Below are 22,767 nucleotides of genomic sequence, written 5' to 3' on the forward strand. Positions count from 1 at the left end.
AGTTTCGTATCCAGTTTTCAGGTGATCAAACATCTGAATGATTTTGAAGGAAGCTGTGATTCACAGCCAGCACAAAATCCCGTTTGGTGGCGATAGCGGAGGGGTTCCACACGTACCCATCCCGAACACGACCGTTAAGCCCTCTAGCGCCGATGGTACTTGGACCGAAGGGTCCTGGGAGAGTAGGAAGCTGCCAAGCGACAAGAGCCACTGCCGATAATCCGGTGGTGGTTCTTTTTGGTTGTCTCGTAACAGAAACGAGTAACGTTATTCTGGCCCCTATAGTAGCTTGAAGTCCAGATGTAGCTCAAGTAGCGATAAAGCTGTGACTAGAACCGAATTAGCCTTGTTTTGGAGTAAATAGCGGTCTGTTGTTTCGTTAGAGTCAAATCCCCGGCTGTATCCTCTAAAAGCCTGCAAAAATGCAGGAATTCTGCCCCTAATCGGCTCCAAGACGAACAATTCCTGCAATAATGCAGGTATTTTCTCCGCGCAGGCCTGATTTCACAGAAAAAGAGGGAAAAGCCTGCACTTTTGCAGGTATTTGCTCGTAACAGATGGTTTTGGATGATAAAGCCTGCATATTTGCAGGAATTTCTCAATCTACCATTAATGTAATCAAGTGCCCTTACGGAGAAGGCGGATTTGTCACCCATTAATCGAGAGAATCGAATACAATAGGAATAGGTACTCCATTAAACTCGATATTTCCTAAAAAAACAGCTTATTTGCTCATTTGAAGAATAGAATAGAGTAAATATAACGATAAGCTTGAAATAACTAATGTAACCTTTTTGTTACCGACAGCTATAGGACTATCGGTATAATTAACTTGGTGTCTTATTACTCAGGAAATTGAGCCTACTCATGAACTATGTCTGGTGGAGAATGATCATTTCAAATATTACTGGGTAAGGAGGAATATATAATGTGGCAAATGAGAGTGAGATATTCCTTCTATGTGTTGGGGATGATCTTGATGATCCTTGTCATTGTGGGCTGTAGTTCCTCTAATTCCAATTCTTCTTCCTGGACGACCTTCGTAGGGGCATCGGTAGAGAAGAGCTTTCCCGTTCCGAAGGAAGCGGATCGGATAGAAACTGCACCTAATAACTCGAAGATGGACTACGTACATTATTCCTTGTCTGGCTTGCAGGAGGATAGCGGCGTACCTCCGGCCTATCGGAAGATCATTAAGGAATGGGGCTGGAACGAGAAGGTAGAAGAGGGCAAAGGCACGACGACAGTTTACGAGAAGGATAAATTGACTGTACAGCTTACGATCCATAATAATAGCTTCACAGTGCTCGTTCCCAAGAAAGAAAGCAAGGCCGTCGTACAAGGCTTGGATAGCGGTTCATGATCATGCGGATCAATCGGCAGCGATATTCTTACAGTTCTTACAGCGATGCATAAAGCAGCCTGTCCCCAGGAATCACGGGTGACAGGCTTTTCATTATGGCTTTAGCCAGTTGAGTGCGTGAAACGCGCGAAACAAAAAACCACCCGCTATGCGGGTGGAGGGATCGAGGGTTTGACCAATAAGACCATCCCGATAGAATTGAGATGTTCAGGCTCAATTGAAAGGAATGGTCTTAGATGGCAAACAAGAGCTATAGTCTAGCTCACACGAAGTGGATGTGCAAATACCACATTGTGTTCACCCCGAAGTATAGACGGAAAGAGATCTATAATCAAGTGAGGAAAGACTTAATCGAAATTTTCAAACGTTTATGTAAGTATAAGGGAGTGGACATCCTGGAAGGTCATATGATGCCAGATCATGTACACATGCTGGTAGCGATCCCCCCAAAGATAGCCGTGTCCACATTCATGGGATATCTGAAGGGGAAAAGTTCGCTAATGATCTTTGAAAAGCACGCGCAACTAAAGTATAAATATGGGAATCGAAAATTTTGGGCAGAAGGCTATTATGTAAGTACAGTGGGCCTAAATGAAGCAACCGTAGCAAAATACATTCGTGAACAAGAAGCACATGACCAAGCAATAGATAAGTTGAGTGTAAAAGAGTACGAAGATCCGTTTAGCAGTAACAGGAGCAAAAAGAAATAAACCAGTTTAACTGGTTAGTGAAAGTGACAAATTACACTGAGCCTGAACAGATTTGTGGTCAGGCTAGCGTCTTTAGGCGCAGTTTGGCAACAGGGGGTTATACCCCAAGTGCAAACCACCCGTTGGACGGGTGGTCATGATTTTAGTGAATTTAGATTAATCAAGTTAAGGCATATAATAGGAGGCATCTTGCGGGTTCAGCTTAATAATCCCGTCGCGAGGCTGTTTTCTGAAACGAATCAGCACGATCAGCCTAGGGGCCATAATCCAGAAATGCCAGAAAAATAAGGCCATCGTAAAAGAAACCGGCGACCACGGGATCAGAGCGAGAATAATGAGGCAACTGATCCAAGTCGTATAGTGCTGGGTGCGGCGGAAGTTAGGATAACTGACGAATTGCTCTGGCAAGTAGCCAATCCAGGGCATTCGCAGCCTAAAGTGCCAGCGCTTCTTATAGGAATGGCTGATAATAATTAGAACGGAACGGGTAATGACGAACTGAATCCACAATATAATGAAAAGCGCCAATATAAAAGTAAAAATACTTGTCCAGGAAATGAATATAATTTCAGCCAACAGCCAAATGAAAGGAAGCGTAAGTAAGCCGCCGATCAGGGCTTTGGGGATGGTAACTCTTTTGAGAAGCCTGTAGTTATAAAAGGTTGCGCTTCCGGACTCTGCAGGCATGAGTGTGGACGACCCTCCTTTTTGTCATTAGAACTAAAAAAATGTAAATCCCTGATTAATATATCGGATGAAAGAAGAAAAAATTAAGATTTACTTACGTACAAACACAGTCATCAGGCTTCCGGCATATATATAAAGTAGGAATCTAACTATGAAAGGGTTTAAATAGTAGAATTTGTATCATACTGGTAGTAAAACGAACAAGGTGGGATCGCATATGGATGAGCTTACCGGGAACACATGTATCATTTGTGGAGAGACCAAGCAAGACGGCATTCATATCGTATCAGAATTTATATGTGATGCTTGCGAAGCGGAGATGGTCCATACGGATGTTCAGGAAGAGAAATATCATTTTTTCATCCATCAGATGAAGCAAATCTGGATGCAGAGAAATGCATAGAAGCAAATTATTATCCCTTCTATTCCTTTATAATAAAAGATGGATGCTGGACTACTGTGTAGAGAGGACCTGATCTTAAGTGATGTCGGGTCCTTTTGTATTGCCCTGTCAGGCGATTAAACGGTAAAATGGAGAAAAAGAGCATCAGGAACTGCATGCGGGAAGGAATCGATATTAGCGATGGCAGAAAATAAGCCACAGGCTCCGTTATATGATGCTCTGGTACATTACAGGGAGCGGAAGGACGCTTCCTTTCATGTGCCGGGTCATAAGGACGGACAAGCCTATCAGGATATAAATGAACAGATCGCCTTGATCAAGGCGATGGAGATCGATGCGACGGAGATTACAGGGACGGATGATCTACATCATCCCGAGGGAGTGATATTGGAGGCGCAGCAGCTTGCGGCGGAGTATTTCGGAGCCGCAGAGACGTTCTTCCTGGTTGGCGGCAGTACGGTCGGCAACCTGGCCTTGATCCTGAGCGTGTGCACCGCTCCAGGCGATGTGTTGCTCGTTCAGCGCAATATACATAAATCCGTGATCCACGGATTAATGCTCGCTGGCGCGAACGCCGTGTTCCTCTCGCCGCAGATCGACGCGTCGAGCGGTCTGGCTACCATCCCGTCCGTGGAGACAGTGCGTGAGGCCCTGAGCCGGTATCCCGGCGCCAAGGGACTGCTCGTCACGCACCCGAACTACTACGGGATGGGCACGGCCCTGCAGCCGTTAGCGCAGCTATGCCACGGCAGCAGCGTACCGCTGCTCGTGGATGAGGCGCACGGCGCGCACTTCGGATTGCACCAGCAGCTGCCTCCCAGCGCTCTCGCGCAGGGGGCGGACGGCGTGGTGCAATCCACGCACAAAATGCTGACCGCCATGACCATGGGCGCGATGCTGCATGTGCAAGGCGGTCTGCTCGACCGCAGCCTGATCCGGCAGCGGCTCGCCATGGTGCAGAGCTCCAGCCCTTCCTATCCGATCATGGCTTCGCTGGATCTAAGCCGCTGGCTGCTTCAAGCCAGCGGAGAGGAGCGATTCGCGCAGGCATTAGACCTAGCCTCGCGACTCCGCCGCGATATCGCAGCCATGGAGCGTTTCGGTCTTGTCGAAATAGGCGCAAGCGGAGGAAGCGCTGCATATTCTATACAAGACCCGTTCAAGCTGGTGCTGTATGACGCGGCGGGCGCGCTTAGCGGCTACGCGCTGCAAGAAGCGTTGGAGGCGCTGGGCTGTGTTCCAGAGATGAGCGACGATCGCTATGTCGTGTTGGCTCTTGGACTCGGCACTTCGCAGCAGGATGCCGATCGTCTGCTTGCAGCACTGCGGCAGTTGAATACTCAGTTGAATACTAATATTTCCACGTGGAACATCACAGATGAGCCGGACACTGCATCAATGCTTGAAGCTGATCGGGGTCAAATGGCTGCTAGCGTGTCGGCTCCCACTTTATTCAGTCTCAGGCCAGTAGCTGCGTCAGAAGTGGAGAAGATTCCCGTAGAGGAGAGCGCGGGGCGAAGAGCCGCGGAGATGGTTATTCCGTATCCTCCCGGGATTCCTCTATTGTATCCGGGCGAGCGGATCACCGAGGAAGTAACGGCCGGGCTAATCCTGCTCAAGCGTTCCAAGGCGAAATGCCAAGGGGTGGAGGACCCTTCTCTTCATACCATCCGAGTATATCTAAGTAAAGAATAAAGGCGGGACACATATTGAAATTTGGAAATAGAGGAATGTTCATTACGCTGGAAGGCGGTGAAGGATCAGGCAAGACGACGATGATCGGGGAATTGGCGACGATCCTCGAGGAACAGGGAATCCCGTATATTACGACCCGTGAGCCTGGCGGCATTGAGATCGCGGAGAAAATTCGCGCGGTTATCCTTGATCCGCAGCATACCGCTATGGACCCACGCACCGAAGCGCTGCTCTATGCAGCAGCAAGACGGCAGCATCTGGCCGAGAAGGTGGAGCCTGCATTAGCTGAAGGTACCTTCGTCATCTGCGACCGATTTATCGACAGCAGCCTTGCTTATCAGGGGTATGCCAGAGGGCTGGGGATTGAGGAAGTATTGTCGATCAATCTGTTTGCGACCCAGGGGCGGATGCCGGATATTACGTTTTATATGGATATTGAGCCTAGACTGGGCTTGGCGCGGATATCCGCGACCCAGGGGCGTGAAGTGAATCGCCTCGATTTGGAGAAACTGTCCTTTCACGAGCAGGTTCGTCAGGGATACCAGCAGGTAGCCGCCATGTATCCAGAGCGCATTCAAGTGATCGATGCCTCCGGCTCCAAGCGAGAGGTAGCGGATATCATGAAAGCTCAACTTCTGAGGGGTATAGAGGAATTTGGGCGTTCTTTGTCAAAATAATAGAGTAGTCGGACAGAGATCAGTCATGGCATCTCGTCTGGTGAATCTGGTTCACACAAAATAAGGAGGGACTGCAATGAAATTAATTGTTGCGATTATCCAGGATAAAGACAGTAACAGATTGTCTAGTGCATTAGTCAAGGAAAATTTTCGGGCAACCAAGCTGGCCAGTACCGGCGGGTTCCTGCGCGCGGGCAACACAACATTTATGATCGGGGTCGATGATCAGCAAGTAGAATCTGTATTGGATGTGATCCGCAATAGTTGTAAAGTACGTGAGCAGTTAGTAACTCCAGTGACGCCGATGAGCGGCACAACCGATTCCTATTTGCCATTGCCGGTCGAAGTACAAGTGGGCGGCGCGACCGTCTTCGTATTGCCGGTAGATCGTTTTGAACATTTCTGAACATATTTTAACTATAAATCTGCTTAGTATGATAGAATCATAACAATTAAGGTTAGATTGGCAGGTGATAGCTTTTGAAGATAGATCCGGGTTACAGGCCGCTGAATAGCCGTCTGGGCGTTAGCGATAACACGACCAAGCCGACGCAGGCCAAGAGCTTCGCAGATGTGATGCATAAGCATGGAGAGCAGGCCAGCAAGGAAGAACTGAACCGCAAATTCAAGGAGATCCAGCTACAGGGTGATCGCTTGGCGCGTTCAATGACGGTGCGGGAGCTAAAGGCCTACCGTCTATTGGTCAAGGGCTTCCTGGAGGACACGGTTCGTCGCGGAGTAGGCATTAAGGATTCCCGAGGCTGGGATCGCCGTGGCCGGGGTAAGCGTTACAAGCTGCTGGATGAGATCGACGCAACTTTATTGCAGATGGCTGATGAACTGCTGGAATCGGAGCAAGGGAAAATTGAGCTTCTGCAGAAAATTGGCGAAATTCGCGGTATGCTCATCAATTTATGTTTCTAGGAACACGATTAGAGGTAAGGAGACATCATGGCTTTTAAAGATATCATCGGGCAGGAGGCTGCTAAACAGCAGCTGCAGAGCAGTCTCCGCCGTCAGCAAATATCGCATGCATATATATTTAGCGGGCCACCGGGAAGCGGACAGAAGGAAGTTGCTATGGCGTTTGCCCAGGCCCTGTTCTGTATTCAGGGAGGGGATGAAGCATGCGGGGAATGTCTGGAATGCCGGAAGGTGCAGCATGGCAACCACCCCGATTTGCACAATATCTCCCCGGATGGAGCGAGTATCAAGATCGAACAAATCCGCGATTTGCAGCGGATCTTTTCATATCGTTCGGAGACGGGGAATCCGAAGGTATATATTATCGATGAAGCGGACAAAATGACCGTCCAGGCAGCGAATAGCCTGCTGAAGTTCCTGGAAGAGCCGCCATCTCCGGCTGTAGCGATCCTGCTATCCGATAATGGACGAGCTCTATTGCCGACGATTCAGTCGCGAGCCCAGTGGGTCTCCTTCATGCCGCTGGACCCGGACAGAATGCTGCAAATTTTAACCACAGAGGGATATCCTGTGAACCTGTCCAGATGTGCTGTCCAATTGGCAGCAGGACTCCAATCCTGCCGGGATTTACTTGACCAGAATTGGTTTGCAGAAATTAGAAACGTAGTGTTACAATTAGGGAAGGAAACCGCTGGCCGTGGCGGATCTCCATTAATTACAGCGCAACAGAGCATATTCAAAGCCGGATTAGCTGAACATTTAGACGTATTGTTCAATCTTTTCCATTTATGGTTCAAGGACATGATTCAAGCGCTCTATCATAGACATGACCGAATCGTTTTCATAGATGAGCTGGAATTTATCACAAAGCATGCCTTTTCACGACCGGAAGGTCAGTGGATTCATGCGATGGAACTCGTGGCGGAAAGTAAGAAGAAACTGCGACAAAATATGAATGCCCAGCTTTGTCTTGAACAATTTCTGATTGGAGTAGACGAGCGTAATTAAATCGGTGGCAGTACGTATCGTGTCAGACAGATAGATAAACTTTTCTCCCGATAAGCAGGGGTTTGATTACAAGTGATGGCCTTTATTCGAGGCCCACCAAGTTTTTATCGCTATACAAGGGGGTAAGTTTTTGTATACTGTAGTGGGTGTCCGCTTCAAGAAAGCGGGTAAAATATACTATTTCGATCCACTTGATTTTCCTGTTGAGAAGGAACATAGCGTTATCGTCGAGACGGCGCGCGGGATCGAATACGGCAAGGTTGTGGTGGGCAAGAAGGTGGTTGAGGAATCCGACGTGGTTCTCCCCCTCAAGAAGGTGATCCGGATTGCAGGCGATGCCGATGCCGATATTGTTGAGGAGAATAAGCTTGCGGCAAAGAACGCGTTTGCCACATGTTTAAATAAAATCAAAGACCATGATTTGAAGATGAAGCTGGTCGATGTCGAATATACATTTGATCGCAACAAGATCATTTTCTATTTCACGGCAGAAGGACGGGTAGACTTTAGAGAGCTGGTGAAGGACTTGGCCAGTATCTTCCGTACCCGGATCGAGCTGAGACAGATCGGCGTCAGAGATGAGGCGAAGATGCTCGGCGGGATAGGCCCTTGCGGCCGGATTCTCTGCTGCTCTTCCTGGCTTGGCGATTTCGAACCTGTCTCCATCAAGATGGCCAAAGATCAGAGCTTGTCGCTCAATCCAACCAAGATCTCCGGTTTATGCGGGAGATTAATGTGTTGTCTCAAGTTTGAGCATGATAACTACGAGAGTGTGAAGGAAGAAATGCCAACGGTGGGCAAACAGGTGATTACGTCCCTGGGAGAAGGCAAAGTCGTTGGAATCAATGCCGGTTCACGGACGGTGCATGTGCAGTTGTTCGAGGTTAATAAGGTCAAGGAGCTTTCATTAGACGACGTAGTTGTTAAATAGTTAATAAATATCATAATTTTCAATATATTTGAGAATGACTCTGGGGTGGGAACTTGGAGAATAAAGATATTTTCACTTATATGCAAGCGCTGGAAAAACAAATAGCTAAAGTACACGGCGATTTCGGTACTCTTATGCTTGAGGTGAAGAAGCTGATGGAAGATAATCAGCAGCTCAGGCTCGAGAATGAGAAAATGCGAAAAGTGCTGAAGCAGGAGCAAGAGAAGGAACCTTCATCTTCCGATGACAAGAAGGATCGAGCGCAGTTGGAGGATAAGGATAATACCGATATCGTGGGAGAAGGATATGACAACCTGGCGCGTTTGTACCACGAAGGTTTTCATATTTGCAACGTATATTATGGACATTTACGTACAGAGGGCGATTGCCTGTTCTGCCTGTCTTTTTTGAATAAATAACGAGCCGTAGGGAGAGCTTCCTACGGTTTTTTTTAGATCAGACGATTATTCTATGGATGTATTTGTTCAGCTTCTATATAAAATTGAACAGAAATGGACGAAAAAGTTGATGAGAAATGTAGAAATTCATGAGTCTGAGCGAGTGGACGATCTGCTCACCCATGAGCTGCGGATTATCCAGAGCGAACAAGTATTCAGTTTTTCCATGGATGCGGTTCTGCTGGCGAAATTCGCGAATATTCCGAAATACGGTAAAATATTGGATCTATGCACCGGTAACGGGGTCATCCCCCTTCTGTTGTCGACTCGGACGCAGGCGCAGATCGACGGTATCGAGATTCAACCCCGGCTGGCTGATATGGCTCAGCGCAGTGTGGACATGAACGGGCTGAGCAACCGAATTAACATTATAGAAGGGGATTTGCGCGAACTGGCCAAGACCGGCGGGAACGGCGTATATGACGCGATCACCGTGAATCCGCCTTATATGCCGCTAACGGGCGGGGATTTGAAGCTGAACGAGCATCAGCGTATCGCCCGGCATGAGATTCATGGCACACTCGAGGATATTGCGGCGGCGGCGATGCGGCTGGTCAGGCCCGGAGGCAAAGTATCGATGGTTCATAAGCCGCAGCGTCTAGGAGAGATTATAACCCTGCTTAGAGAATATCGGATGGAGCCTAAGGTCATCCGGTTTGTCCATCCTAGAGCGGGCTCAGAGGCCAATATGGTGCTGATTGAGGCGCATCGGGACGGCAGGCCGGATGTGAAGATATTACCTCCACTTGTCGTATATGAGGAGAACGGGGAATACTGTCAAGAAGTGATGGAAATTTACTATGGATCGGAAGAGGAGAAGGCATGAGTATAAGCGTACAGAGAAGTTTTGAGGACCATATAGAAGCAGGGAATCCAGGTAAGTTATTCCTCGTCGCTACGCCGATCGGCAATTTGGAGGATATGACGTATCGGGCAGTACGAACCCTGCAAGAGGTGGATATTATCGCCGCAGAGGATACACGGCAGACGCGCAAGCTGCTGAGCCATTTTGAGATATCCCCAGGCAAACTGCTAAGTTATCATGAACATAATAAAGCGGCAAGTGGACCAGAATTAGTACGTCTTATAATAGAGGGAAAAAATTTGGCCCTGGTCAGCGATGCAGGTCTGCCTGCGATTTCAGATCCAGGTAGTGATCTAGTTAAGCTGGCGCTGGAGGCGGGGATATCCGTCATTCCGGTTCCAGGCGCGAATGCCGCTCTATCGGCTTTGATCGTATCAGGCTTGCCCACCGATAGATTCACCTTCCTTGGCTTCCTGCCAAGGGATCATAAAGATCGGGACAAGCTGCTGAGCTTGCTATTGGATGAACAGGGGACCTTGTTGCTCTACGAGTCGCCTCATCGCTTAGTGAAGTCACTTGAAGCGCTGCTAAGTGCTTGGGGGGATAGACATATCGTCTTGGCCCGAGAACTGACGAAGCGTTACGAAGAGATGGTGCGCGGGACATTAAGCGAATGTCTGGAATGGCTTCAGGAGCATCCACCGCTTGGCGAGTATTGTATTGTCGTCTCTGGTGCTCATCCGGAGGAAGTGAAGGAACGAAGGGATGCCTGGTGGCAAGAACTTACTGTCGAGGAGCATGTACGTCATTATGAGGAGCAAGAACAGCTGACTAGAAAAGAAGCGATGAAAAAAGCGGCAGGAGATCGGGGAGTCTCCAAACGGGATATTTATAAGGATTTACTATAAATTAATAAAAAACCCATATTTTGTATTCCGGGGTCAAAAAAGGGGCCTTCGAAGGCCGGGTTCAAGCCTGGAAGGCGCCAAGGAGATATGAAAAAGGTTAGAATTAACATATTCAGTAAATCTATTATATACTATTTTTATTAATTTGTCACAGGGGTAGGCAATTCACTTAAACATTCATGGCAAACAATTTTTCCCTTGAAGTAAGTTACGTTCTCGGCGTTGCCACAGAAGATACAAGCTGGCTCGTATTTCTTAAGCATGATCCGTTCTCCGTCAACGTAAATTTCAAGAGCGTCCTTCTCACCGATACCAAGAGTACGGCGTAATTCGATCGGAATTACAACACGTCCTAATTCGTCTACTTTTCTAACAATACCTGTTGATTTCATCATAACTGATAGTAGCCCCTCTCGCTATAGTTTAAAAGTGTCATTATTCGACAAACTTCTATCTTTTATGATATTTATGATACCAACCATTGCCAGAATAGTCAACCTATTTATGGTAGAGTTCAGTTTTATTTCTATTTTTTTGGGTTTAAAAGCATAAATCATCCTTTAATTACAGGAGGTTAGGGCCATTTTACCTAGAAAAAACGAATTATATCATTCGACAATTTGGAAGACGTAGATTCAACACTATTAGACAAAATTCGACAAAACTAGTCGACAACAGCGTCTTTTTCGCCAAAATTTCCTTATTGGATAAGCTAAAAAAATGGATCAAGGAGGGATTTACCATGTATCGTCAGCTTCGTGAAGAGAAAGTATTCAAGGACCCGGTTCACAATTATGTTCATGTTCAGGATGAAATTATTTGGTCACTTATCAATACTTCTGAATTTCAGCGTTTACGCCGGATTCGTCAGCTTGGCACCTCCTATTTAACATTTCATGGCGCCGAGCATAGCCGATTCTCCCACTCTTTAGGAGTTTATGAGATTACCCGACGAATTATTTCTAAATTTGAGCGGGCAAAGTACGAGGACTGGCCGAAGGAAGAAGGGACGGTAGCCCTATGTGCTGCATTATTGCATGATTTGGGACATGGCCCATTCTCTCATTCTGTTGAGCAGGCTTTTCAGATGCATCATGAGGATTGGACCTGCCGGATTCTGCTCGGCGATACAGAGGTCAGATCGGTATTGCGCCGGATGGGTGATGATTTTCCGGAGAAAGTAGCAGCGGTTATCCGCAAGGATTATGAGCATCCGATCGTCGTCAACCTCGTCTCCAGCCCGCTTGATGCGGACCGGATGGATTATCTCTTGCGCGATGCTTATTTTACCGGTGTCAATTATGGTACGATCGACATGGACCGCATCGTGCGGATGCTTAGACCGTATAAAGGGAGAATTGTCGTCAAGGACTCAGGCATGCATGCCGTAGAGGATTATTTAATGTCAAGGTATCAGATGTACTGGCAGGTCTATTTCCATCCAGTGACGCGCAGCTCGGAGATTATATTGCGCCAGATCTTTAGAAGGGCGAAGGAGCTATATGAACAGGACTACCCATTTAAGTTCCTGCCGGAGCCTCTCCCGTCCTTATTTGATCGCAGCCTCACGGTGCAGGAGTATCTGCAATTGGATGAAGCGTTAGTCCAGACAGCCTTTATGCAATGGAGGAAGGAAACGGACGAGCTGCTGGGTGAGCTATGCTCTCGCTTCATAGATCGTAAGCTGTATAAGTATGTAGAGATGGGTACTCTCGATAAAGAGACTATAGAAGAGATCCGATTTGCCTTCGCTGAAGTGGGGCTGGATCCAGAATATGATTTGGAAATTGATTTTCCAACCGATCTGCCGTATGATGTGTTTCGTCCGGACGGAGAGGGGCGGGAGAAGCAAATTCTGCTTCTGGACCGACAGGAACGCTTGCGCGAAATTTCCGAAGTATCGGATATCGTCAGATCGATCAGCGGTCTACAGCGCGGCAAAATTCACTTATACTTTCCAGACAAGAAGGTTCGTTCTATAATCGACAGGCTTCCGCATGAAATTGCAGAAATTTTTGCAGAACAGCATTAGATTTCAACGGTAAATTTCTACTTTCCTTTCATCCGGCTGCCTTGATCTGGATAATTATTAGTTACAGGAGGCGCAATGAACATTGATGCTTATTGATACACATACCCATTTGGATGCTCCGCAGTTTGACGAAGATCGCGAAGAAGTCATTCAGCGGGCGCTGGAGCAGGGCGTTACACGCATGATCAACATCGGCTTTAACCGGGAGACGATTCCGACGACGATGGAATTGGCGGAGAAATATGATTTTATCTACGCAGCGGTAGGCTGGCATCCGCAGGATGCGATCACTATGCAGGATGGAGACCTCGACTGGATTGCCGAGTTATGCAAGCATGAGAAGGTCGTTGCCATCGGTGAAATCGGACTGGACTACTATTGGGATACCTCACCAAAGGACGTGCAGCATAAGGTTCTGCGTGAACAAATTGGACTTGCCAGAAGCCTGGGGATGCCGATTTCCATTCATAATCGCGATGCGCATGAAGATATTGTACGAATTCTGCGGGAAGAGAAGGCCAGTGAAGTGGGTGGTGTCATGCATTCCTTCTCAGGTAGCTGGGAAATTGCCAAAATGTGTCTAGATATGGGATTTCATTTGTCGTTTGGCGGCCCGATTACTTTCAAGAATGCCAAGCAGCCGAAGGAAGTCATTGCCAAGGTCCCGCTGGACCGTTTATTGATCGAGACAGACTCCCCATATTTAACTCCACATCCACATCGAGGGAAGAGAAATGAGTCCGGTCATGTTAGGTTGGTTGCCGAGGCAGCAGCGGAATTAAAAGGAATTTCTTTGGAAGAAATAGCCAGCATAACGACCCGAAATGCAATGGAACGATTTGGCATTCGCTGAATTCTTGAGGAAAAGCGATGAAAAAATGAGTAATCGAGAAAGATTAATGGATTTTAACAATTAAAAGTCCGTTTATTACATTTTTTTAACCAATTATTAAAATAAACGTTGTTGATTCGTCCTTTACAACATGCATCGAAACAAGATAGAATTTCTTCAGTAATCGATTTGGTGCTATCTTAATTTTTAAGATTCGCCTCGATTGCCGAAGTTCCATAAACCAGTCTCGCTGAATCTCCGAGTATGGAGAACGGGGGAACCGATTGCGACAAACTACCAAAGTGAACACGGATTTCAATGTCGCGAAGGATTTCTTTGTAAGGGTCTATGGGGTGAATTCGAGGTCATTGCGCCATGAGCGAATGAACTGAGAAAGGGCGACTCTCTACGTCCTAACCCGACAGCTAACCTCGTAGGCGTATCCAGAGAGGCAACAACTCGTGCATCTATACATCATCGATTTAGTCCGGAAGCCACGAATAGAGTTCCTCTGACTCTTTCTTTAGGCTTCTTTTGTTTTGAATAAACATACTAGGGTCATCATACTGTTGTTTACAGGGGGTGACCAATGCCGAGAGGACTGGGACAGGAATGCGAAATGCGCTTAATGGCATTTCGTAAAAACGATCTGTAGTCACGTCAATTTCATGATATCTCGATCTAGACGGCGGGACTATGTAAGGAGGACGGAAGATATGGGATTTTTCCGTAACCAGGATACCCATGAATCACGCTCATCCAGCATGTCTTACGCAATGCGGTGGAAGCAAGAACATCTGCGTCAGGTTTTGCTAGTAGGAGTTCTGGCCATCGCGGTAATTACCATCATCCTGATTTGGTTTTACGCGCAGAATAGTAAAAAAATATATTTGGTTGTGGATGGCAAGACCGAATCCATTACAACCAGACATTCGCAAGTCGACAAGCTGTTGGATGAACAGTCCATTGTGCTGCAGCCAGGTGATGAAGTATCCAAATCCCTGTCGAGCGCAATTAAGGACGGGGACCGGATTGAAGTCGTTCGGGCCGTTCCCGTCAGCATCAGCGCGGATGGCAGCAAGAAGCTGACCTTCACGACAAAGGCGAAGGTTCAAGACGCTATTCAAGAATTAGGCGTGGATGTAAGTCAGGAGGATAAAGTTTCTCCAGGCCTGAATCAGGCCATTACGGCTAACATGGTTATTAGTATCATTCGTGTCAAAAAACATAATGTACAGCAAAAAGAGACCGTACCATTCCAAGTCGTCAAGACGAGTGATGATAAATTGCCTAAGGGTGAAACAAAGGTCGTACAGCAAGGTAGCAAAGGCCTGGTCGTACACAATGTCGAAAAGGTGTATGAGGATGGCAAATTCGTGTCTAAGCGTTGGCTAGGCAAGGAAGTCGTCAAGAAGGCGACTCCTAAAGTGATTGCCGTCGGCACGAAGCCGAAGACTGCTGTTATGTCCGCCAGTATTTCACGTTCCTCAAACGAGGTAAGCATTAGCGGATTGACTACGAAGAGCGGAGTCTCGTTCAAATATAAAAAGGTGCTCAAAAACGTAACCCTGACTGCCTACTCTGCAGAGGAGGATGGAATTGGCACGAAGACAGCTTCCGGAACCCGCGTGAAAGAGGGGAGAACGATCGCTGTTGACAAGAGTGTAGTTCCGTTAGGTTGGTGGGTGTACATTGAAGGTGTCGGGTTCCGCAAAGCGGAGGATACCGGAGGTGCCATCAAGGGTAACAAGATGGATGTGTACTTTGATTCGCTCAAAACAGCAAATAAATTCGGCCGCAAGAAGGGACGCACGGTTTATGTGATCGGCCCGAACAAGCCGGAGTTGAACTAAGGGGAGTTCAAAAAGTAGACTTTTTGAATAACCTCTATTAGGATGATGAATAAAGACAGTGGATAAGAAGAGGATATATTCCTCTTCTTTTTGTTTTAGCGGTTAGAGCGTATAATTTTCAGGGATAAATGAGTGTTCAAAAACCTCTGTATAGAAGGGGAGACGTATATGATCAAAGAGGTCATCGTGGTTGAAGGCCGGGACGACACCGTCGCCATCAAACGGGCGGTAGAGGCGGACACGATTGAAACCGGCGGTTCAGCGATTAACGACAAAACACTGCGCAAAATCGAGCTTGCCCAGGAGCGGAGAGGGGTTATTATATTTACAGACCCGGATCATGCCGGTGAGCGGATTCGCAAAATCGTGGCCCAGCGCGTGCCGGGATGCAAGCATGCCTTCCTGCGGGAAGCAGATGCGACCAAGCGGGGCGATATCGGGGTCGAGAACGCATCGCCTGAGGCGATACGTGAAGCACTGAGCCGAGTACGCAGTGAGACGGAGGGAATGGACCCTCTGATCGATTGGGAAGACTTAATCGAGGCGGGGCTTATTATCCACCCGCAGGCGGCTGCACGACGCCGTGTCCTCGGCGAGCTGCTAGGGATCGGGTATTGCAACGGCAAGCAGCTGTATAAGCGCCTGACTGTCTTTAAGATCAGCCGTGAGGAATTCGCGGCCGCATTAGCACAATTGGAGGATGAAGGGGTAAATCATTGATATGACGATAAGAGAAGATATAGCGACTCCGCGGCGGACGAAGGAGATTATTCAGCGCCACGGATTTTCGTTCAAAAAAAGTCTCGGTCAGAATTTCCTGATCGATCAGAATATACTCGGCAAGATTGTAGCTGCGGCCGGATTAGATAAGACCAAGGGGGCCCTGGAGATCGGCCCGGGCATCGGCGCACTCACCGAGAAGCTGGCTGACGAGGCGGGCAAAGTAACTGCGGTAGAAATCGACCAGCGTCTGCTGCCGATTCTGAGAGAAGTGCTGGAACCGTATCCGCATGTGCAGGTGATTCATGGCGATGTGCTGAAGCTGGATCTGAAGGAGCTATTCGCTCAGCAATTCAGCGATGTCGAAGGCGTTAGCGTAGTAGCTAACCTGCCTTATTATGTGACGACACCGATTCTGATGAAGCTGCTGGAGGAGAAGCTGCCACTGGAGCATATCGTCGTTATGATCCAGAAGGAGGTCGCTGAGCGGATGGCAGCTGCTCCTGGCGGCAAGGAGTATGGCAGCCTGAGTATTGCGGTGCAATACTATAGTGAGCCTGAGCTGGTCTGCACGGTGCCTCATAGCGTGTTTATCCCGCAGCCGAATGTAGAGTCGGCGGTGATCCGGTTAACGGTGCGGAAGCAGCCTCCAGTCGAGGTTGCTGACGAGGCCTTCTTCTTCGAGGTGGTACAGGCCTCCTTCGCGCAGAGACGCAAGACGATTTCCAATAATCTGAAGAGTCGTTTCTTCCCTAAAGAGGGCAGAGAGCGTCTGGAAGCGTTGCTGGCAGAGGCTGAAATAGCCCCGTCAAGGCGGGCCGAGACTTTGGATTTGCATGAATTCGCCCGGCTGAGCAATGTGCTGGCGCAATTTGGGTTGAACGAAGCTTCGCTGTAACCAATCCCTCTATTCGCCCATACGATGGGGGTAGAGGTGATGGATTTGACGAAATTGGGAGACTTGGTCGTCCGCAAATCCTATGGAGGGGATGTTACCTTCCGGGTCGAGAGGATTGAGCGGAGCGTGGCCATCATAAAGGGAACGGAATTTCGTCTGTTGGCGGATGCACCGCTGACGGATTTGCTTGAGGTAGACCCGGGCTCACCTGGGGAGAAGACTGAGCGTGCGCGGATCAAGGCCACCGAATCGCTGCAGCGGCTGCGTCAGGATCGCCAGGAGCTGGCGGAACGCAATCAGGTGGCGATACAGCAATGGTCTCCCGCAGCGCAGGAGCCGTCCTACTTCGAGGTGCCAGGCAAGGTGCTGCATCTGGACGGAGATGAGAGATACTTACAGAAGAGCCTCGACCTGTATAAGAAGCTCAGAGTGCCGGCGGAGGGCTATTATGTGAACGAGTCAGCTATGGCTAATGTGCTATATCGGTTGCTGCCAACCGTTAATCCGGATATTGTGGTGCTGACAGGGCATGATGGGGTATTGAAGAACCCACCTTCCAGAGACCTGTACAACTTGACCAACTACAAAAATTCCAAGCATTTCGTAGAGGCTGTTCGTATAGCGCGTGATTATGAACGTAATTTCGATACACTGACGGTCGTGGCCGGGGCTTGTCAGTCGCATTTTGAGGCCCTGCTACAGGCGGGAGCCAATTTTGCGAGTTCCCCTGCCCGGGTATTGATCCATGCCTTAGATCCCGTCTATATTGCGGCTAAGGCCTCGTTAACGTCGATCCGGGATACGATTCATATTACCGATGTGCTGAACCAGACGATTAGTGGCACCCAGGGAGTCGGAGGAATCGAGACGCGGGGGAGCTATCGAATTGGACTCCCAACGCTCAAAGATTTGTCTAAATTGAACGTCGTTCCGACCATGTAAATTACTCATTTTAAAAAGTGTCGAAAAAAAACCGTTGACAACATTTTTTTCATGCTGATATAATTATCTGTTTGATTTGACAATCGTGGCCTCCTTCATGTATAATGGACAAAGAAGGAAGGTGGTCACAGGCCATGGCTAAAAATGCACTATCAGAAATTAAGAATAGTCTGGAAGCTCACGTTGGTCAGAAAATCATGCTACGGGCAAACGGAGGTCGCCGAAAGACCGTTGAACGTACTGGAGTGTTAGAGGAGACTTATCCTTCAGTCTTTATCGTTAAGCTTGACCAGGACCAACAAAGCTTCAAACGTGTGTCCTATAGTTATGCCGATATACTGACCGAATCCGTTGAAGTTATGATTTACAATGACGACAATGGAATGGGGCTTTCGTATATTAAACCGTGAACATCATGACATGACAGCAAGCGATCTATCGCAGTTTCTGCGAAGGTCGCTTTTTTCATGGATATAACCGATAACGAAACAAGATATGGAGTTTCGTTAGATCGCCGTGGCTGTAATTCCTCTGCAAATCGTATGAAGTAGCCCCGAACGTCGCATACTACGAATGTTCCTTTTTATTTTATAATCACAAAGGGGGAAGTGGCTATGGCACGCAGACGGCGCAGTGTGATGTCGGAGGAATTGAAGGTCGAGCTCGCTAAGGAACTGGGTTTCTATAATACCGTTCAGCAGCAGGGCTGGGGTGGTATTCGAGCCAAGGATGCTGGTAATATGGTGAAAAGAGCCATAGAGTTGGCGGAGCGGGCCGCCGCAAAAAATTCACAATAAATCATGCACATGTCAAGGCTTCTCCCGGAGGGGGAAGCCTTGTTTTTGTATCAGGATAAAGTAATATAGAGAAGGCAGGTTTGTCTACAGCAGATGGACGTGATGCGTGAATTTTTTTAAAATAGATACAGTGAATCAATTTCATAATGGATTACTACGGGCGCAGATAGCAACGAATTAGCAGCATTATGAAATTGATCCTTAGTGTATGGATATTTGAGGACAGGTGAATGACCTTGAAAATTTATGAGAAGGCTCCGGCGAAAATTAATTTAATGCTTGATGTATTATATAAACGGCCTGATGGATATCATGAGGTCGAAATGATCATGACTATGGTTGATCTGGCGGATCGCCTGGAAATGAGCGAGCTTCCGCGGGATACGATAATTATATCGAGCCAGGCCGGCTATATTCCGCTTGACGAGAAGAATCTGGCCTTTAAGGCGGCCAAGTTGATTAAGGAGCGGTACAAGGTCCCGAGCGGTGTCTACATTCATCTGGACAAGAAGATTCCTGTAGCCGCAGGACTTGCCGGTGGTAGCAGCGATGCGGCGGCCACCTTGCGGGGGCTGAATCGCTTATGGAAGCTGGGCATTTCGGACAGAGAGCTGATGGAGCTCGGCGCCGAGTTGGGCTCAGATGTCCCTTTTTGCGTTACAGGGGGGACGGCACTGGCTACTGGTCGGGGGGAGAAGTTAACTCCAGTCGGCAGTCCGCCGCAGTGCTGGGTCATTCTCGCCAAGCTACCGATCAATGTATCGACCGAAGAGGTCTATGGCCGCTTCCGCAGCGACCGGATTACGGAGCATCCATCGGCTAGCAGAATGATCCAGGCGATCGACAGCGGCTCTTTTCCCGGAGTATGCCGTGAGCTTGGCAATGTTCTGGAGGACGTGACGCTACAGATGCATCCAGAGGTGGCTCATCTCAAAGAGACAATGCTACGTCTGGGAGCGGATGGTGTGCTGATGTCTGGCAGTGGACCGACTGTTTTTGGTCTGGTATCCAAGGAATCCAAAGTGCCGCGGATCTATAACGGATTAAGAGGCTTCTGCAAAGAGGTGTATGCCGTTCGCCTGTTAACTTAGGATTTTTACAACAAAGCTTGTGTAAACCCGTACAAAAGTGGTATATTTTCATTAAAATATTCGGATTTAGCGAGGGGTCTTCGTGAAAAAATTAAAAAGAAGCGCTCGATTGGTTGAAATGACCCAATATCTGTTATCCCGTCCGCATCATTTGATACCTTTGACGACATTCGCACAGCGGTATGGCGCGGCCAAGTCTTCGATCAGTGAGGATTTAGCCATCATCAAAGAGGTATTCGAGGATGAGGGGATCGGCGAATTGCAGACGCTGGCAGGCGCTGCCGGTGGGGTCCAATATATTCCCAAAGTAGGACAAGAGCATGCGCTCACATTTATCCATGAGCTGTGCGAGAAATTATGTCAGCCGGATCGTATTCTTCCGGGGGGATATTTGTATATGTCGGATTTGTTGGGACAGCCCGCATTAATGAATGAGGCCGGTAAGCTGTTCGCCACCGCCTTTGCCCATGTGGATATCGATTGTATTATGACGGTGGAGACGAAGGGGATTCCGTTAGCTTACGCGACCGGGGCCGAACTGAACCTGCCCGTTGTGCTCGTCCGCAGGGATCATCAGGTGACTGAAGGCTCGGCAGTAAGTATTAACTATGTATCGGGTTCTCATAAGAGTCTGCATACGATGACACTATCCCGGCGTGCGCTGAAGGAGAAGTCCAAAGTGCTGATCGTCGATGACTTTATGAAAGCCGGCGGTACGATTCAAGGAATGGTAGATTTATTGGCTGAGTTCGATGCTACCGTAGCTGGAGTCGGGGTTCTGGTAGAATCTGGGGAAGTTGAGTCGGAACAGCGTCTGCTGCAGGATTATGTATCCCTGGCAACACTTCGAGCGGTGGATGCTAAAGAAAAGGAAATATCAGTAACTCCCGGTAATTATTTTAACAAGTGAGATAACCCAAAAATTAGTCGATTCCCTGTAAAAACTACCGGAATTATGGCGAATTCTGTCGAATAACACAATATTCCAAAAAAATTCTTAAATTTAGCCTATTTTATTCTCGAAAAAAAAAGGATTTCCGTTTGCTATGTGGAATATTACACCAAGTCTCTGATGGAAAAAGGTGGTGAACACATATGCAAATTACGGATGTAAGACTCCGCCGAGTCAGCTCTGAGGGCAGAATGAAGGCGATTGCATCCATTACCATCGATAACGAATTTGTTGTTCATGACATTCGTGTCATCGATGGTAACAACGGGATGTTCGTAGCTATGCCTAGCAAGCGCACACCGGACGGGGAATTCCGGGATATCGCGCATCCGATCTCTTCGGGTACTCGCGAGAAGATTCAGAGCGCAGTCCTCGCAGAATACGAGCGCGCTGCTGAACAAGAGGAAGTTATTGAAGAAGGGGCTTAAGTTTTTATTGTTGTCTTAACTAATTGGGGTTCGAGGAAAAGAGAGCCATGTTCATGGCTCTCTTTTCTTTTTCTTCTAAATGAGATATAGTCAGTAATGAGTTCAAATGAAGGAGGCCGGGGCCTTGAAAAGATTTGCGATTATTCTTGCTGCAGGACAGGGGAAACGCATGAAGTCGAAGCTCTATAAAGTGCTCCACCCCGTTTGCGGTAAACCGATGGTCGGGCATGTCTTGGATACGGTGAATAAGGTCCAATGTGAACGCAGTATCGTGGTCGTTGGTCACGGTGCAGAGACCGTTCAGGCTTATCTTGGCGAGTCAGCGGAATATGTACTGCAAGAGAAGCAATTAGGGACCGGTCACGCTGTTAAGCAAGTCAAGCCATTGCTTGGCCAAGAGCAAGGGACGACGATTGTGATCTGCGGAGACACTCCGTTAGTAACAGAGGAATCGCTGGAGGCTATGATTCAGCTCCATGATCGAAATGGAGCGGCGGCAACGATTCTCACTGCAGAATTAGATCGTCCGGAAGGCTATGGTCGGATTATCCGGGACGAGGGTGGCTCTGTGAAGCGAATTGTCGAGCAGAAGGATTGTTCTCCTGAAGAAAATGCGGTGAAGGAAATCAATACCGGCACTTACTGTTTTGATAATGCGAAATTATTTTCCGCTCTGGAGAAAGTGACAAATAACAATGCTCAGCAGGAGTATTATCTAACAGATGTGATAGGAATCCTGGTTCAAGAAGGAGAAGTTGTTGAAGGTTACAGAACGGACGATTATACCGAGTCTATCGGTGTTAATGATCGTATCGCTCTCTCTGAAGCGGAGACACTTATGCGAGTTCGCATTGCCCGTAAGCATATGTTGAATGGTGTAACGATTGTAGATCCAGGTTCTACTTATATTGGAGCGGATGTTGTGATCGGCGCAGACACTGTCATTTTGCCGGGGTGCTCCATATACGGACAGACGGTAATCGGAGAAGATTGTATGATCGGCCCTTCCTCTGATATCGAGAACTGTCACATTCTTGACGGTGCAAAGGTCAAACATTCGGTGCTAAGCCAAGCAGAAGTTGGCAAGGACACGACCGTAGGGCCGTTTGCTTATTTGCGTCCAGGGACGAAGTTGGGTAATCATGTGAAGGTGGGCGATTTTGTAGAGATCAAGAACGCCTCGATGGATGATGGCGCAAAGGTGTCTCACCTGAGCTATATCGGAGATGCCAAGGTAGGCAAGAACGTTAACTTTGGCTGCGGTGCGATTACTGTCAACTATGATGGATATAATAAGTCTATTACTGAGATCGAGGACGATGCCTTCATCGGCAGCAATGTCAATCTCATTGCGCCGGTTAAGATCGGCAAGGGAGCGTATGTCGTAGCAGGCTCGACGATTACGAATGCAGTGCCGGAGAATGATCTGGCTATCGCGCGGAATCGCCAAGAGAATAAGCCGGGCTACGCTGAGAAGATTCGCGCTCGCGCCAAAGCTAAGAAGTTAAGACAACAGGAAGAAGCTAAAGAGTAGAAGCAAGATGCCAGGCACGGAAGAAGTAGTATGAATCGAAGTTCAGGATTCAGGATGCAGTGATCATATTAATGACGGGGATAGTTCGAGACATCTCTAATCTATCTACACAGCACGGA

Annotated in this window: 26 protein-coding genes, 1 rRNA gene and 1 riboswitch; of the genes, 25 read left to right on the plus strand and 2 right to left on the minus strand. The window is 48.0% G+C overall.

Annotated features, from left to right (window positions below):
• The first annotated feature begins 82 nt into the window (after positions 1–82).
• The 3 genes from rrf to tnpA all read left to right on the plus strand — a co-directional run bounded on the left by rrf (position 83) and on the right by tnpA (position 2,073).
• Positions 83–199, plus strand: a 5S ribosomal RNA gene (gene rrf, locus BFJ94_RS19265).
• Between the two features lie 729 nt (positions 200–928).
• Positions 929–1,363, plus strand: a complete 435-nt coding sequence (locus BFJ94_RS19270) for a hypothetical protein (protein ID WP_229717263.1) — start codon at positions 929–931, stop codon at positions 1,361–1,363.
• A 236-nt stretch (positions 1,364–1,599) separates the two neighbouring features.
• A complete protein-coding gene (tnpA, locus tag BFJ94_RS19275) occupies positions 1,600–2,073 on the plus strand; it encodes an IS200/IS605 family transposase (RefSeq protein ID WP_120460925.1) in 474 nt (157 codons plus the stop codon).
• A 165-nt stretch (positions 2,074–2,238) separates the two neighbouring features.
• Here tnpA and BFJ94_RS19280 read toward each other — a convergent pair whose 3' ends face one another.
• Positions 2,239–2,760 carry a hypothetical protein gene (locus BFJ94_RS19280; RefSeq protein ID WP_120464111.1) on the minus strand — a complete coding sequence of 174 codons (522 nt, stop codon included), beginning with the start codon at positions 2,758–2,760 and terminating at the stop codon, positions 2,239–2,241.
• Positions 2,761–2,977: 217 nt separating this feature from the next.
• Between BFJ94_RS19280 and BFJ94_RS19285 the strand changes: the two genes are divergently transcribed.
• The 10 genes from BFJ94_RS19285 to rsmI all read left to right on the plus strand — a co-directional run bounded on the left by BFJ94_RS19285 (position 2,978) and on the right by rsmI (position 10,569).
• Positions 2,978–3,163: a sigma factor G inhibitor Gin gene (locus BFJ94_RS19285; RefSeq protein ID WP_120464112.1), complete on the plus strand. Its 186-nt coding sequence runs from the start codon at positions 2,978–2,980 to the stop codon at positions 3,161–3,163.
• 180 nt (positions 3,164–3,343) lie between these two features.
• On the plus strand, positions 3,344–4,858 hold the full coding sequence (locus BFJ94_RS19290; RefSeq protein WP_120464113.1) for an aminotransferase class I/II-fold pyridoxal phosphate-dependent enzyme: 1,515 nt from the start codon (positions 3,344–3,346) through the stop codon (positions 4,856–4,858).
• 35 nt (positions 4,859–4,893) lie between these two features.
• Positions 4,894–5,535 carry a dTMP kinase gene (tmk, locus tag BFJ94_RS19295; protein ID WP_120465317.1) on the plus strand — a complete coding sequence of 214 codons (642 nt, stop codon included), beginning with the start codon at positions 4,894–4,896 and terminating at the stop codon, positions 5,533–5,535.
• 76 nt (positions 5,536–5,611) lie between these two features.
• On the plus strand, positions 5,612–5,941 hold the full coding sequence (gene darA / locus BFJ94_RS19300) for a cyclic di-AMP receptor DarA (RefSeq protein WP_120464114.1): 330 nt from the start codon (positions 5,612–5,614) through the stop codon (positions 5,939–5,941).
• 74 nt (positions 5,942–6,015) lie between these two features.
• Entirely contained in the window at positions 6,016–6,459 is a 444-nt protein-coding gene (locus tag BFJ94_RS19305; RefSeq protein ID WP_120464115.1) for a YaaR family protein, read from the plus strand.
• A 27-nt stretch (positions 6,460–6,486) separates the two neighbouring features.
• A complete protein-coding gene (gene holB / locus BFJ94_RS19310; protein ID WP_120464116.1) occupies positions 6,487–7,467 on the plus strand; it encodes a DNA polymerase III subunit delta' in 981 nt (326 codons plus the stop codon).
• Positions 7,468–7,597: 130 nt separating this feature from the next.
• Positions 7,598–8,398 (plus strand): PSP1 domain-containing protein, encoded by an 801-nt coding sequence (locus tag BFJ94_RS19315; protein WP_120464117.1) that lies wholly within the window; start codon positions 7,598–7,600, stop codon positions 8,396–8,398.
• Positions 8,399–8,451: 53 nt separating this feature from the next.
• Positions 8,452–8,817 carry a DNA replication initiation control protein YabA gene (gene yabA / locus BFJ94_RS19320; protein ID WP_120464118.1) on the plus strand — a complete coding sequence of 122 codons (366 nt, stop codon included), beginning with the start codon at positions 8,452–8,454 and terminating at the stop codon, positions 8,815–8,817.
• A 109-nt stretch (positions 8,818–8,926) separates the two neighbouring features.
• Positions 8,927–9,682 carry a tRNA1(Val) (adenine(37)-N6)-methyltransferase gene (locus tag BFJ94_RS19325; RefSeq protein WP_120465318.1) on the plus strand — a complete coding sequence of 252 codons (756 nt, stop codon included), beginning with the start codon at positions 8,927–8,929 and terminating at the stop codon, positions 9,680–9,682.
• Positions 9,679–10,569 (plus strand): 16S rRNA (cytidine(1402)-2'-O)-methyltransferase, encoded by an 891-nt coding sequence (gene rsmI / locus BFJ94_RS19330; protein ID WP_120464119.1) that lies wholly within the window; start codon positions 9,679–9,681, stop codon positions 10,567–10,569. The genes BFJ94_RS19325 and rsmI overlap by 4 nt, the downstream gene beginning before the upstream one ends.
• Before the next feature lie 140 nt (positions 10,570–10,709).
• Here the strand turns inward: rsmI and BFJ94_RS19335 are convergent, their stop codons facing one another.
• On the minus strand, positions 10,710–10,964 hold the full coding sequence (locus BFJ94_RS19335) for an AbrB/MazE/SpoVT family DNA-binding domain-containing protein (protein ID WP_068778580.1): 255 nt from the start codon (positions 10,962–10,964) through the stop codon (positions 10,710–10,712).
• Positions 10,965–11,311: 347 nt separating this feature from the next.
• On the opposite strand from BFJ94_RS19335, the gene BFJ94_RS19340 reads away from it, so the two are divergent.
• The 12 genes from BFJ94_RS19340 to glmU all read left to right on the plus strand — a co-directional run bounded on the left by BFJ94_RS19340 (position 11,312) and on the right by glmU (position 22,648).
• A complete protein-coding gene (locus BFJ94_RS19340) occupies positions 11,312–12,601 on the plus strand; it encodes an HD domain-containing protein (protein ID WP_120464120.1) in 1,290 nt (429 codons plus the stop codon).
• A gap of 85 nt (positions 12,602–12,686) precedes the next feature.
• Positions 12,687–13,454: a TatD family hydrolase gene (locus BFJ94_RS19345; RefSeq protein ID WP_120465319.1), complete on the plus strand. Its 768-nt coding sequence runs from the start codon at positions 12,687–12,689 to the stop codon at positions 13,452–13,454.
• Positions 13,455–13,671: 217 nt separating this feature from the next.
• A riboswitch (cyclic di-AMP (ydaO/yuaA leader) is annotated at positions 13,672–13,889 on the plus strand.
• A gap of 260 nt (positions 13,890–14,149) precedes the next feature.
• Complete coding sequence (locus BFJ94_RS19350) at positions 14,150–15,286, plus strand: resuscitation-promoting factor (protein WP_120464121.1); 1,137 nt, start codon at positions 14,150–14,152, stop codon at positions 15,284–15,286.
• A 168-nt stretch (positions 15,287–15,454) separates the two neighbouring features.
• A complete protein-coding gene (gene rnmV, locus BFJ94_RS19355) occupies positions 15,455–16,006 on the plus strand; it encodes a ribonuclease M5 (protein WP_120464122.1) in 552 nt (183 codons plus the stop codon).
• A gap of 1 nt (position 16,007) precedes the next feature.
• Positions 16,008–16,904 (plus strand): 16S rRNA (adenine(1518)-N(6)/adenine(1519)-N(6))-dimethyltransferase RsmA, encoded by an 897-nt coding sequence (gene rsmA, locus BFJ94_RS19360; protein ID WP_120464123.1) that lies wholly within the window; start codon positions 16,008–16,010, stop codon positions 16,902–16,904.
• Positions 16,905–16,943: 39 nt separating this feature from the next.
• Complete coding sequence (gene yabG / locus BFJ94_RS19365) at positions 16,944–17,846, plus strand: sporulation peptidase YabG (RefSeq protein WP_188831484.1); 903 nt, start codon at positions 16,944–16,946, stop codon at positions 17,844–17,846.
• A gap of 134 nt (positions 17,847–17,980) precedes the next feature.
• Positions 17,981–18,256 carry a biofilm formation stimulator Veg gene (veg, locus tag BFJ94_RS19370; protein WP_120464124.1) on the plus strand — a complete coding sequence of 92 codons (276 nt, stop codon included), beginning with the start codon at positions 17,981–17,983 and terminating at the stop codon, positions 18,254–18,256.
• 204 nt (positions 18,257–18,460) lie between these two features.
• Entirely contained in the window at positions 18,461–18,643 is a 183-nt protein-coding gene (locus BFJ94_RS19375; protein WP_120464125.1) for a small, acid-soluble spore protein, alpha/beta type, read from the plus strand.
• A 236-nt stretch (positions 18,644–18,879) separates the two neighbouring features.
• Positions 18,880–19,734, plus strand: coding sequence for a 4-(cytidine 5'-diphospho)-2-C-methyl-D-erythritol kinase (gene ispE / locus BFJ94_RS19380; protein WP_120465321.1), 855 nt, complete (start codon positions 18,880–18,882; stop codon positions 19,732–19,734).
• An 82-nt stretch (positions 19,735–19,816) separates the two neighbouring features.
• A complete protein-coding gene (gene purR / locus BFJ94_RS19385) occupies positions 19,817–20,644 on the plus strand; it encodes a pur operon repressor (RefSeq protein WP_120464126.1) in 828 nt (275 codons plus the stop codon).
• Between the two features lie 185 nt (positions 20,645–20,829).
• The gene (spoVG, locus tag BFJ94_RS19390) at positions 20,830–21,114 is read left to right on the plus strand and encodes a septation regulator SpoVG (protein ID WP_068778569.1); all 285 of its coding nucleotides are present in this window, start codon (positions 20,830–20,832) and stop codon (positions 21,112–21,114) included.
• Positions 21,115–21,238: 124 nt separating this feature from the next.
• Positions 21,239–22,648 (plus strand): bifunctional UDP-N-acetylglucosamine diphosphorylase/glucosamine-1-phosphate N-acetyltransferase GlmU, encoded by a 1,410-nt coding sequence (glmU, locus tag BFJ94_RS19395; protein ID WP_120464127.1) that lies wholly within the window; start codon positions 21,239–21,241, stop codon positions 22,646–22,648.
• Positions 22,649–22,767 lie beyond the last annotated feature (119 nt).

Source organism: Paenibacillus aceti (genome assembly GCF_003614185.1).
In the GTDB taxonomy this organism is placed as follows: domain Bacteria; phylum Bacillota; class Bacilli; order Paenibacillales; family Paenibacillaceae; genus Fontibacillus; species Fontibacillus aceti.